The following is a 13,149-nucleotide window of genomic DNA, read 5'->3' as shown; positions in this document are numbered from 1 at the left end:
AAAATCGGAATACTAGGATAATTGTCGTGTTTTCACTATATATATCGGTTTCCCCTACAAATTGTCGAAGAGATATCCGATAATTAATTTTAGAAAGTCGTAATACTTTTGTAAAAATACAGTGAAAGATTCAAGATTACAGGGTCGATAGATAGATATCTTATGCTATAATGCTCATATCTGTTTATTCGACAAACAACAGGAGGTTTATCATGGAAGAAACAATTTCCTTGAAAGAGATTTTCGAGGTGCTGAAGAAGCGTATTTGGCTGATCATCAGCTTAGCTGTAGTAGCGGCAGGACTAAGTGCGGCGTACACCTTTTTCCTAGTCACTCCCACGTATCAAGCTTCATCCCAATTCATTGTCAGCCAGGCCCAAGGTCAACAGGAAAATGCCCCTTATGATATCAACGACATCCGTACAAATGTGGAGTTAATCAATACATATAACGATATCATCAAGAGCCCCAGGGTTTTAGATATTGTTGTTGAGGAACTCGGAGTGGATTACTCCTCTACGACATTGGCTCAAAAACTACAGGTTTCAAGTTCTGAGCAATCCCAGGTTGTGAGCGTAACAGCAACGGACAGTAACGCAATGCTTGCTGCAGACCTGGCGAATACCACGGTGCGGGTCTTTAAAGAAGAAGTCCCTCAGCTTATGAATGTCGATAATGTTAACGTACTTTCCAGTGCGGAAGTGGGACCGGAACCTGCTCCTGTCAGCCCGAACCCGGCTTTGAATATTGCCATCGCTTTAGTTGTTGGTCTTATGGTTGGTGTAGGAATCGCATTCTTGTTGGAATATTTGGATAACACGATTAAAAGTGAAGACGATATCGAAGAGAATCTTGGATTGCCTGTCCTTGGAGTAGTCTCAACCATTACCGCTGACGAGCTTCCAGCCCCAGGTCGTTCCAGAAAAAAGTCGAACGTGACAGAAATGAGAGGTGAGTCTGTTGGCACGTAAAAAGAAGCAAGCGGTCAATACAAGAGCGCGAAACATCATTGCCAATGAGAATCCGAAGTCACCGATTGCGGAACAGTTCCGTACCATCCGCACCAATTTGCAATTTACAACCGTTGATGAAGATTTAGAAACGATGCTGGTTACATCAGCAAGCCCTTCGGAAGGGAAGTCGATCACAACGGCCAATACGGCTACTGTCTTTGCCCAACAAGGGAAAAAGACATTGTTGATCGATGCCGATTTAAGGAAACCGACCGTGCATTACACATTTCGAGTATCCAATACCAGTGGTTTGAGTAATTACCTTGTAGGTAAGCAACAAGTGACTGAATTAGCCCGCCAAACCGATGTCGAAAACCTTGATGTCATTACCTGCGGCCCGATTCCTCCAAATCCGTCAGAATTGCTTGGATCCAGAAAGATGAAACAGTTCATTGAAGAAGCGAAACAAACGTATGATATGATCATTTTTGACACGCCTCCTGTTCTGGCTGTGACAGACTCTCAAGTACTATCCAACTTTGTTGATGGTGTCCTGCTTGTCGTTCGCAGTAAGCAGACAGAAAAAGAAGCGGCTGTTAAAGCGAAAGAAACCCTTGAACAAGCAAAAGCAAACATTTTAGGGGTTGTCCTTAATGATCAAGATTTGAAATCAAGCAATTATTATTATTATTATGGACAATAGATTAGGAGAAGAGCTGAAGGCAGCTCTTCTTTTTTTTGTTATGAATATATAGCTGTCTTTACATTGATGTGATATTTTTAAAAAAAGTGTAAAATATTTTAAAAGAACGATAGAATCCCCTTCAAAAAGATGTCTAAAATTGGTATAATCTAAAACAGATTATATAAAGACAGAAAAAATATTAGTAATAGGTATAAACAGAATAGAGGGGAGTAGTTCTTTTGATAGATATTCATAGTCATATCCTACCGGGTGTGGATGATGGAGCTCAGACGATCGACGAAAGCATTCAAATGGCAGAAGCAGCAGTAAACGATGGCATTACGCATATTGTTGCCACACCCCATCATAACAACGGAGCATACAACAACTATAAAAACAACATCAAGATCCAAGTCGCAGAGTTGAACCGTACCTTTAAGGAAAAAGGAATCGACCTGCAAGTGCTACCAGGGCAGGAAACAAGAGTATTCGGAGAGATGATTGAAGGATTGTCGGCCAATCAAATCCTTCCCATCAATGATGATACGAACTACGTGTTTGTCGAATTCCCATCCAATTCCGTACCGCGCTATGCTTCGCAACTGTTTTTTGATATGCAGGTAGCCGGTTATCAGCCAATCATCGTTCACCCTGAGAGGAATAAAGCGATTATCGAGAACCCTGACCTTCTTTATTCGTTTGTGAAAAAAGGCGCTTTCGTCCAACTTACAGCGGCGAGTGTCTGCGGGAAGTTTGGAAAGAGTATTAAGAAGTTTTCTGAACAATTGATTGATGCGAATTTGGCACACTTGATCGCCAGTGATGCGCATAATACGACATCAAGAGGTTTCTGTATGTCAGAAGCTTACGCTGAAATCAGAAAGAACTATGGCCTTGATATGGTATACATTCTTTCTGAGAATGCAGAGGATGTCATTGCAGGTAGGGTACTGCAGGCAGAGCCACCTCAACACGTAAAGAAAAAGAAAAAAGTTTTTGGTTTGTTTTAGTAGATATGTAGTGAAAGTGATTTTGGCTTAAGGTGCTGGAATCACTTTTCTTATATCAACAAACAATAAATGAAAGCGTTTTTTTACAAATTATATAAAAATTATGTAAATATCCACAAGAATACCCTTTAAAGGATACAATGTTATTGATACAATACGTATGTTACAAAATAGTTACAATGAATTGTTAATCATATCCATCACATGTAGAAAAAGGTCGTGAAAGAATAGTGAAAAACAGGAAATTACCTAAGTCTGCAATTAAAACAATTCGTTACATCAAATACGAAGCGCCGGATGAAAAGTTGTCGCTTTTAGAAAAAGAATTGGCTAAAGCTATGAAACAACGAAAAGCATCTCGCTTGGACAAGGAGGGAATGTGTTGACAACAGCTTATAAAAAGAGGCTTCTATTACTTATTTTGATTGATTCCGTCATTGTATTCTTCTCAGTTTACATGTCCCACTTCTTTTTAAACCCTTACGTTGCTGTTTTTGACAATGCCATGATTGTTTTGTCAGCCACTTTACTGATTAGCCATCATCTATTTTCCAGCATTACCGGCATGTATAAGAAGAAATGGCGTTATGCCAGCACAGAAGAATTAATTGGAATCATAGGCGTGGTGACGTTCTCCATCATAACAGCAGTCATTGTTCAATGGGTTACGTTCGGGAATGTATATGAACGCGCCCTGAGCATCACCTGGATGTTACATATCTTACTTATCGGCGGTGTCCGTTTCGCCTGGCAGTATTATAAAAACTACGGAATTACACTTAGACCTAAGTTAAAAAAAGCGAAAGTCATTAATGATCCAAACCGCCAACGCACATTGATTGTAGGTGCGGGTGCGGCTGGTCGTATGCTTGCAAGGCAGATGAATAATTCGACAGAGTTCCACGGAGAGGTCATAGGCTTTGTTGACGATGATTCCACGATGCATCATCTCACAATCTCTGGTCTACCTGTGTTGGGTAGTACAAAAGATGTGGAGCAACTAGCTAAAAAGCACCATATTAATCATATCGTCATGGCAATGCCATCTGTTAAGCAAAATGTTGTAAAAAATTTAATTCAAATGTCAAGGAAAGCTGTAAAAAATGTCCAGACCTTACCTATGATTGAGGATATAGCCCTGGGTAATGTGTCTGTAAATCAAATACGAGACGTGCAGATTGAAGATCTTCTCGGTCGGGAGCCAGTCGAACTCGATATTGATTCCATCGAATCTGAAGTCAAAGGTCGCACCGTCATGGTCACAGGCGCAGGGGGGAGTATCGGTTCAGAAATATGTCGACAGCTCGTCAAGTTTGGTCCGGAACGTCTCATTTTGCTCGGCCACGGCGAAAACAGCATTTATACGATTCATATGGAATTAAAACAATACGACATTAATGCAGAACTTGTGACCGTCATTGCGGATGTTCAGGACAGAGAGCGTATTTTCCAAGTCGTGCAAGATTACGCTCCGTCCTATATTTACCATGCAGCTGCTCACAAGCACGTGCCGTTAATGGAAGCGAACCCGAAAGAAGCGGTGAAGAACAACGTCATTGGAACGAAAAATGTTGCCGAAGCCGCACACCACGCAGGAGTAAAAGCCTTTGTGCTCGTTTCCACAGACAAAGCAGTCAACCCTCCTAACGTAATGGGTTCCACGAAACGGATTGCAGAAATGGTTGTGCAGAACCTTGGCCGACAAAGCCAGACTAAGTTTGTAGCTGTCCGTTTTGGCAATGTACTTGGAAGTCGAGGCAGTGTTATTCCACTTTTTAAGAAGCAAATTGCTGCAGGTGGGCCAGTTACTGTAACTCACCCAGATATGACACGTTACTTTATGACGATTCCGGAGGCTTCGAGATTGGTACTCCAAGCAGGGGCTCTTGCTCGTGGTGGAGAGGTATTTGTGCTTGATATGGGGGAACCAGTGAAAATCGTCAATCTTGCGAAGAACTTAATTCACCTCTCCGGTTTTACTGAAGAGCAAATTCCAATTCAGTTTAATGGGATTCGTCCTGGGGAGAAGATGTATGAGGAGCTTCTGAGTGATAAGGAAGTGAATAAGAAGCCTGTGTTTCCTAAGATCTTTATTGGGAAAACGGTGGAGTTTGACTACCAGTTAGTAGAGTATTTGGTTGAGCATCATGGGGAGTCTAGGGATGAAGACTTAAAAAAGTACGCTATTGACTTGGCTAATAATAGACTTCCGTCTAACGAAAAGGTTGTTGAACACATTCTATAGGTGACTTGGAAGCACAGCTTTATTCAAATAGACTAAGTATCTTATACATTAATTGAATATATACAGACATAATAGACAAGTCAGTAGGAAGGAAGTCGTGAACCGTGGGAGAACGTGTATTTCTATCATCCCCTCACATGAGTGATGAGGGTTATGAAAGACAGTATGTACAGGAAGCATTTGATACCAACTGGATTGCACCGTTAGGGAATAATGTGAACCAATTTGAAATAGAATTAGCTGAAAAAGTTGGATCCAAAGCAGCTGCAGCTTTGTCATCCGGAACAGCTGCTATTCATTTGGCATTGAAAGCAGCTAATGTTGAAAAAGGGGATATTGTTTTTTGCCCCACACTAACATTTTCAGCAACTGCAAACCCTATCATCTACCAAAACGCTACTCCAGTCTTCATAGATAGTAATTATGAAACTTGGAATATGTGTCCTGAAGCACTAGAAGAAGCTTTTGAAAAGTATCCTGAAGTAAAAGCGGTAATTGTTGTCCATCTATATGGATTGTCAGCTAATATGGACAAGATTATGAGCGTCTGTAATAACCATGATGTCGTTGTTATTGAAGATGCAGCGGAGTCGTTGGGTGGTTATTACAAAGGTCAGCACACAGGAACATTTGGAGACTATGGGGTTTTTTCTTTCAATGGAAACAAGATTATTACAACTTCTGGTGGCGGGATGCTTGTATCGAATAATGAAGAGATGATAAAAAAATCTAGGTTTTGGGCCACGCAATCCCGGGATCAAGCCAGACATTACCAGCATAGTGAATTAGGGTTTAATTATCGTATGAGTAATGTGGTTGCAGGTATTGGAAGAGGGCAGCTAAAAGTTCTGGATGAGAGAGTGGAAAAGAAAAAATATATTTTTGATTTTTACAAGAAGGAACTTGGTGACCTTGAGGGAGTTGATTTCATGCCTATAAATGAGTGGGATGAACCGAATTACTGGTTGAGTTCTTTAACACTAAAAAGTGAAGTTAGACCGATAGATGTAATGAATGCCCTTGAGGAGGAAAATATTGAATCCAGACCCGTATGGAAACCTATGCACATGCAACCTTATTTTGAGGAATATGGCTATGTAGGAACAGGAGTATCTGAGGACTTATTCCAGAATGGTATTTGCTTACCATCCGACACAAAAATATCTGAGGAAGATTTGAATAGAGTTGTAAAAACAGTGAAAGGTTTGTGGGCGGAATAATGGCTTATAAGAAAAAGGGTGCTTATGAAGGTTTTATCAAAAGGATCGTTGACATCTCTCTTTCCTCTTTTGCTATTATTCTGCTAAGCGTCCCTATTGTAATAGTATCTCTTATGGTTAGAAAGAAACTTGGATCTCCAATTTTGTTTAAACAAGAACGTCCAGGTCTTGATGGAAAGCCTTTTTTTATGTACAAGTTTAGAACAATGACCGATGAAAAAGATGATAAAGGTGAGCTCTTACCAGACCATATACGCCTTACCAAATTTGGTACCTTTTTGCGTTCAACTTCACTCGATGAGTTGCCAGAACTATTTAATATAATAAAAGGCGATATGTCTATTGTGGGTCCTAGGCCTTTATTGATGAGGTACCTCCCATTGTACAATGATCATCAAAAAAGAAGGCATGAGGTTAAACCAGGTCTTACTGGTTTAGCTCAAGTTAGTGGTAGAAATGCGATTAGTTGGCATGAAAAATTCAATCTAGATGTTCAGTATGTAGATCACCTTTCTCTTGGTAAAGATATAAAGATCATTATAGCTACGATAAAAAAGGTCTTTATTCGAGAGGGAATTAATTCAGAACAAGCAGCTACTGTAAAGCCCTTTGAGGGTAATAAAGAGGATGACGATCATGAATAAACTGCTAATCATTGGTGCCAGTGGCCACGGCAAGGTTATTGCTGACATTGCTAAACAGTCGGGTGAATGGGGAGAAATTTTGTTTTTAGACGACAAAACTGAACAATTAAAGGTTCTAGGATATCCAGTTGTAGGTAAAGTTAAAGATACATGGAAGTACATAGATGAATGTGCGTTTGTAGTGGGTGTTGGAGCAAATTTGACCAGGCAGTCTTTACATGAAGAATTAGCATCCAAGGGAGCCACTTTAACATCTGTTGTCCACCCCCATGCAATTATAGGGGACGATGTCTCCATTGGTATGGGCTCTGTGATCATGGCGGGTGTAGTCATTAATAGTGGCACTCGACTAGGTAAAGGTTGCATCATCAACTCCTCATCAAGCCTTGACCATGATAATACTCTTGGCGACTTCGTTCATGTTTCTCCTGGATCTCACATAGCTGGAACAGTAGATATAGGAGATAATACATGGATAGGTGTAGGTTGTACAGTCAGCAATAATGTTAGGATTACAGGATCCTGCCAAGTTGGAGCTGGAGCTGTGGTTGTGAAGGATATTACTGAAAGTGGGACATATGTCGGGGTTCCTGCTAGGAGAGTTAATTTATGAAAGTTCTTGTACTAGCCAATTTTGGTATGGGTTTATATAAATTTAGAAAAGAATTATTGAAAGAATTATTGACTAGAGGGGATGAAGTTTATGTCTCCCTACCTAGTGATGATAAATATGTTCCTAAATTGAAGAAAATGGGTTGTCACTTTATAAATACAAGCGTAGACCGTAGAGGAACTAACCCTGTTAGTGATCTGGGCTTGTTAAAAAAATATATATCAATCTTGAAAAAAGTGGAACCTGATATAGTGTTAACCTACACTATTAAACCGAATATTTACGGTGGTATCGCATGTAGATTAATGAAGAAGCCATATATTGTAAATGTTACAGGCTTAGGCACCTCTGTAGAGAAAAAAGGTTTAATGCAATCTATGGTATTGAGGCTATATAAAAGTGGGTTGAGAAATGCGAGGAGTGTCTTTTTCCAAAATGAGTCTAATATGAATTTCTTTATGGAAAATAAACTTGTACATTCAAAAGTGAACCTAATACCTGGGTCAGGTGTCAATTTACAGCAGAATTCATACCACGAATACCCTATTGAAAATGAAAAAGTTAATTTCCTTTTTGTGGGCAGAATCATGAAGGCTAAAGGGATTGATGAACTTTTAGAAGCAGCTCAACATTTTAAAAAACAAAATACTAATGTTGTATTTAATGTTGTTGGACCTAGTGAAGGAGATTATTCGGACAACTTAAACGATTTAAATCATGAAGGTGTTATTAATTATTATGGCCAACGCTCTGATGTACAAGAATTTATGAAAAGGGCTCATGCAATTATACTACCCTCACACCATGAAGGAACTTCAAACGTACTATTAGAATCAGCAGCAACAGGAAGACCTGTATTGGCTTCGAATATATCGGGCTGTAAAGAAACCTTCGATGAAGGTATTAGTGGATTAGGTTTCAGAGTGAAAAATGCAGGTAGTTTAATAGAAGCTATTAATAATTTCTTAGAACTGTCTCCTGGAGAGAAGGAAGCAATGGGTAGAGCGGGGCGTACAAAAATGGAAAAAGAATATGACCGAGAAATAGTCATCGAATCCTATTTAAATGAAATAGATGAGGAGAGTTAGTATGAATTTATACGAGAGAATTGTAAATAAAGAGGAAAAAATCTCTTTGGTAGGTCTTGGTTATGTTGGCATGCCAATCGCTGTTGCTTTTGCAAAGAAGGCAGATGTCATTGGCTTTGATATTCACAAAGAAAAGGTTAACCTTTATAAAAATGGTATTGACCCTACTAAAGAAGTTGGAAATGAAGTAATTAAAGAAACCACTATAGATTTCACATATGAAGAAGAAAAGCTAAGAGAAGCGAGATTCCATATTGTTGCTGTTCCAACACCGGTGAAAGAAGACAGAACACCGGATCTTACTCCTGTAAAGGCAGCTAGTAAAACTCTTGGTAGGAATCTATCTAAAGGTTCAATAGTTGTCTTCGAATCTACTGTTTACCCAGGAGTCACGGAGGATATTTGTGTTCCAATTCTAGAACAGGAATCTGGATTGAAATGCGGAGTGGATTTCAAAGTGGGCTACTCTCCTGAAAGAATTAATCCAGGAGATAAAGAACATAGATTAGAGTCAATTGTAAAAGTAGTTTCCGGTATGGACACAGAAACATTAAATGCTATTGCTAAAGTCTATGAATTAGTCGTTGATGCAGGCGTCCATAAAGCTGAAAGTATACAGGTTGCAGAGGCAGCAAAAGTTATTGAGAATGCTCAGAGGGATATTAATATTGCCTTTATGAATGAGTTATCTATTATCTTTAACAAAATGGATATCGATACTAAAGCTGTATTAGAAGCAGCCGGTACTAAATGGAACTTCCTTAAATTCTTCCCTGGTTTAGTTGGAGGTCACTGCATTGGTGTTGATCCTTATTACCTTACTTACAAAGCTGAACAAATGGGATATTATTCACAAATCATATTGTCCGGACGAAAGATCAATGATGATATGGGGAAATATGTGGCTGAGAATACAGTAAAAAAGATGATTAAAGCTAATAAGCAAATTAATGGAGCTAAAGTTGTTATCTTCGGTGTTACTTTTAAAGAGGATTGTCCTGATGTAAGAAATACTAAAGTGGTAGATGTTGTAAATGAGCTTGAAGAATATGGTGTGGAAGTTAAAGTTGTTGATCCTGTAGCAGATAAAGAAGATTTATGGAATGAATATAAAATTAATACTTGCAAAATGGAAGATGTAAATAATATAGATGCAATAATTTTTGCAGTGTCGCATAAGGAATTTAGCACTTTAAACTTAAGTGAACTGAAAGAATTGTATAATAGCGATTCTAATATGAGAGGTTTGCAAGAAGTTGCCGCAACTACTGAAGTTGCAAACAACACAGAAGATAACTATGTTTTAATGGATATTAAAGGTCTTTTCAATAAAGAAGAAGCAATAAACAAAGGATATGACTACTGGAGGTTATAATATGGGATATAAGGATTTAGTATTTCCAAAAGGTTCAAAGTTTTTAGTGACTGGATCAGCAGGGTTTATAGGTTCTAATTTGGTTGAAGCTATAGTCAAGATGGGTTATGAAGTAAGAGGAATTGATAATTTCTCAACTGGTAAACACGAAAACGTAGAATTTTTTTATAACGAAGATAGATATGAATTTATTGAAGGCGATATTAGAGACTTTGATACATGTTTGAAAGCATGTGAAGGTGTTGATTATATATTACATCAAGCTGCACTTGGCTCTGTTCCAAGATCAGTTGAGACCCCTTTAATTTATGAGGATAATAACATTAAAGGAACTCATAATATTATGGAAGCCGCTAGAAAATCAAAACGAGTCAAAAGAATTGTGTATGCCTCTTCTTCAGCTGTTTATGGTGACTCATCTTCGTTACCGAAGATTGAAGGTCAAGAAGGCCAACCTTTATCCCCCTATGCAGTTACTAAGAAAGTTAACGAGCTTTATGCAAATTTATATACTGAATTATATGGGGTTCAATGTATAGGTTTAAGATACTTTAATGTTTACGGCAGAAGGCAAGACCCCCATTCTCAGTACGCTGCACTTATTCCGTTGTTTGCAAAAAAATTACTAAATAATGAATCTCCTACCATTAACGGTGACGGTGAACAAAGCAGGGATTTCACCTATATTGATAACGTAATTGAAGCTAATTTAAAAGCGTGCATAGCAAGTGAAGAAGCTTGTGGTTATGCATATAATGTTGCTTTTGGTGAGAGTTATAGTTTGAATTTCATTTATCCAATCATGAAAAACTTATTAAATAAGAATATTAGCCCAGAATATGGTCCTAACAGAAAAGGAGATATTAAACATAGTTTGGCTGATATATCAAATGCAAAAAAATATTTGAATTATGATCCGCAATGGAACTTTCATGATGGTTTTGAAAATGCATTGAACTGGTACAAAGTTAATTTATAATCCCTCTTCCTTCTTTTAAGTTTAAGAATAATATTATATCTTATTATAGTAAAGGTACTGATAACTAATGTTTAATCAAACGCCAATTAAGATTGTACATGTATTTGCGACCATGAATACTGGTGGGGCAGAGTCTAGAATAATGGACGTTTATAGAAAGATCAATAAAAATGACGTACAATTTGATTTTATAGTAATGGAAAATAATATACATTACTATGATAGCGAAATTAGAGAATTGGGTGGTAAGAAAATTGTCGTAACTAATCCGCGAAAAAACATATTTAAACATATCTATGATTTATTTAAAGTTTTTAAAACATACGGGGATTACCAGGCTGTACATTCTCACACCTCTTATCACTCTGGGTTAGTGTGTTTAATTGCAAGAACAGCGGGGATTAAATATAGAATAAGTCATGCAAGAACAACTTCTACAAAATCTAACAAAAGTATCTTGAAAAAGATATTTATCAATCTTGGCAGAATCTTAATAAGAAGAAATAGTACTTCTTTATTAGCGATAAGTAAAAATGCTGGGAATTATGTCTTTGGGGAAAATGCTGTTAACAATGGGGATGTTAATGTCGTTCCAAACGCAATTGATGTAGAAAGATATTTGAATACATCCAAAGATGAGAACGTACAAGAAGAATTAGGTATAACCGAGGGGCAACTGATTATTGGGCAAGTAGGTCGCTTTAGTCACATGAAAAACCACAAATTCACCATAAAAGTATTTAAATCGATTATTAATGAAGGAATTGAAGCTAAATTAATACTAGTTGGAGATGGAAATTTAAAGGGGGAAATTGAAGCCCTTGTAGAAAAAGAAGGTCTAAAAAAACAAATTGTTTTTTTGGGTGTTAGAAAAGATATACCACAAATCATGAAGCAGCTAGATGTTTTAATTATGCCTTCTACCTATGAAGGATTAGGAGGGGTGGTTATTGAAGCTCAGGCGGCAGGTACTCCTTGCGTAGTTTCTCAATCTTTACCAGATGAAGTGGATATGGGATTAAATTTAGTTGAATTTGTATCATTAGATCAAAGTTTAGAAGAATGGATTAAAGCTATAAAAAACCAATCTATTAAGCCTACTACAAATAAATATAATATAAAACAAAATTTCACTAAAAAAGGGATGCTTCTTGAAACTGAAATAAAAGATTTATTTCAGTCTTATGGGATACAGTAAAGGAGTGAAAATATATAGTGACTAAACCAAAAAAAATTTTGCATGTGATTCCTACTACATCTTATGGTGGAATATCCTCTATGGTTATGAACTTATATAGAAAGATTGATACTAAAAAAGTACAGTTTGATTTTGTAACGTTCAATGATGGACCATTAAAAGAAGAAATAATCAATAGGGGAGGCAATGTATTTGAGATTCCATATATTAAAAATGATGGGCCTTATACACATATAAAGAGAGTTTTTAATATTTGCAAAAAGAATGGTCCATACGAGGCAATACATGTACATCACGGTTACAAGTCTGGATTCTCTTTGTTGTCTGCTAGAATGGCGGGTATTAAACGAAGAATTTGTCACATACATACTAGCGATGTAGAGCAAAATTGGCAAAAGAAATACTTATATTTTCTGAAGACCCTTTCCATAATAAATGCAACAAAGTTAGTAGCATGTGGTAATGAGGCTGGAACTTTTTTATTTGGTAAAAGAAGCTTTGAACTTGTTACAAATGCAATTGATATTGAAAAATATGTTAAATTGAGCCAATCTCAAGCTATAAAATACAAGAGGACATTGCAGATCAACTCAGATTTAATAATAGGACATGTTGGGCGATTTTCAGATGTGAAAAATCATTCATTTATTATAGATGTTGCAGAATCATTATGTAGGCGCACCAATAACTTTAAAATTGTCCTTGTAGGAGATGGTCCTCTTAAACCTGAAATAGAAAGAAAAATAAAAGAAAAAGGTTTAAGTGATAAGTTTTTATTAACTGGGCTAAGACCCGATATTCCAGAATTAATGAATATGTTCAATATATTTGTATTTCCATCGCATTTTGAAGGTGTACCGGTTTCTTTACTGGAGGCCCAAGTGAGTGATGTGCCTTGTGTTGTATCATCTGGTGTTTCTAGGGAAGTAGATATTGATAATGGAAGTATTACCTTTTTAAATCTCACGGAAGGGCCTAACGTATGGGCCGATTACATTATTGAAAAATCAAAACATCCTAAAAACGGAAAAATAAAAGCAGCCGAAGCTTTAAGTGCAAAAGGATATAGTTTAAATGATAATATAGCAAAGTTGATGGAAATGTACAATGTAAAGTATTAATTAGTATAGAGGGTAGGT

Annotated in this window: 12 protein-coding genes; all 12 read left to right on the top strand. The window is 37.3% G+C overall.

Going from position 1 to position 13,149, the window contains the following annotated elements; translation table 11 throughout:
* The first annotated feature begins 212 nt into the window (after nucleotides 1-212).
* The 12 genes from GLV98_RS07690 to GLV98_RS07635 all read left to right on the top strand — a co-directional run bounded on the left by GLV98_RS07690 (nucleotide 213) and on the right by GLV98_RS07635 (nucleotide 13,131).
* Nucleotides 213-971, top strand: coding sequence for a YveK family protein (locus GLV98_RS07690; protein ID WP_160913728.1), 759 nt, complete (start codon nucleotides 213-215; stop codon nucleotides 969-971).
* A complete protein-coding gene (locus GLV98_RS07685; protein WP_160913726.1) occupies nucleotides 961-1,656 on the top strand; it encodes a CpsD/CapB family tyrosine-protein kinase in 696 nt (231 codons plus the stop codon). Before GLV98_RS07690 ends, GLV98_RS07685 begins: the two co-directional genes overlap by 11 nt.
* Nucleotides 1,657-1,877: 221 nt before the next feature.
* Entirely contained in the window at nucleotides 1,878-2,648 is a 771-nt protein-coding gene (locus tag GLV98_RS07680; protein WP_160913724.1) for a tyrosine-protein phosphatase, read from the top strand.
* 379 nt (nucleotides 2,649-3,027) lie between these two features.
* Nucleotides 3,028-4,893 (top strand): nucleoside-diphosphate sugar epimerase/dehydratase, encoded by a 1,866-nt coding sequence (locus GLV98_RS07675; RefSeq protein ID WP_337193729.1) that lies wholly within the window; start codon nucleotides 3,028-3,030, stop codon nucleotides 4,891-4,893.
* A gap of 104 nt (nucleotides 4,894-4,997) precedes the next feature.
* On the top strand, nucleotides 4,998-6,113 hold the full coding sequence (locus GLV98_RS07670; protein WP_160913722.1) for an aminotransferase class I/II-fold pyridoxal phosphate-dependent enzyme: 1,116 nt from the start codon (nucleotides 4,998-5,000) through the stop codon (nucleotides 6,111-6,113).
* A complete protein-coding gene (locus GLV98_RS07665; protein ID WP_160913720.1) occupies nucleotides 6,113-6,757 on the top strand; it encodes a sugar transferase in 645 nt (214 codons plus the stop codon). The genes GLV98_RS07670 and GLV98_RS07665 overlap by 1 nt, the downstream gene beginning before the upstream one ends.
* Entirely contained in the window at nucleotides 6,750-7,370 is a 621-nt protein-coding gene (locus tag GLV98_RS07660; RefSeq protein ID WP_202409961.1) for an acetyltransferase, read from the top strand. Before GLV98_RS07665 ends, GLV98_RS07660 begins: the two co-directional genes overlap by 8 nt.
* Nucleotides 7,367-8,458 carry a glycosyltransferase family 4 protein gene (locus tag GLV98_RS07655; RefSeq protein ID WP_160913718.1) on the top strand — a complete coding sequence of 364 codons (1,092 nt, stop codon included), beginning with the start codon at nucleotides 7,367-7,369 and terminating at the stop codon, nucleotides 8,456-8,458. The genes GLV98_RS07660 and GLV98_RS07655 overlap by 4 nt, the downstream gene beginning before the upstream one ends.
* Nucleotide 8,459: 1 nt before the next feature.
* Complete coding sequence (locus GLV98_RS07650) at nucleotides 8,460-9,833, top strand: nucleotide sugar dehydrogenase (RefSeq protein ID WP_160913716.1); 1,374 nt, start codon at nucleotides 8,460-8,462, stop codon at nucleotides 9,831-9,833.
* A gap of 1 nt (nucleotide 9,834) precedes the next feature.
* Nucleotides 9,835-10,812, top strand: a complete 978-nt coding sequence (locus tag GLV98_RS07645; protein ID WP_160913713.1) for an SDR family oxidoreductase — start codon at nucleotides 9,835-9,837, stop codon at nucleotides 10,810-10,812.
* A gap of 67 nt (nucleotides 10,813-10,879) precedes the next feature.
* Complete coding sequence (locus GLV98_RS07640; RefSeq protein ID WP_160913711.1) at nucleotides 10,880-12,010, top strand: glycosyltransferase family 1 protein; 1,131 nt, start codon at nucleotides 10,880-10,882, stop codon at nucleotides 12,008-12,010.
* A gap of 17 nt (nucleotides 12,011-12,027) precedes the next feature.
* On the top strand, nucleotides 12,028-13,131 hold the full coding sequence (locus GLV98_RS07635; protein WP_160913709.1) for a glycosyltransferase: 1,104 nt from the start codon (nucleotides 12,028-12,030) through the stop codon (nucleotides 13,129-13,131).
* Nucleotides 13,132-13,149 lie beyond the last annotated feature (18 nt).

The organism is Halobacillus litoralis, from assembly GCF_009856415.1.
Classification (GTDB): Bacteria; Bacillota; Bacilli; order Bacillales; family Halobacillaceae; genus Halobacillus; species Halobacillus litoralis_C.
Note: the sequence above shows the minus strand (reverse complement) of the source record. Positions and strands in the feature narration are given on the sequence as shown.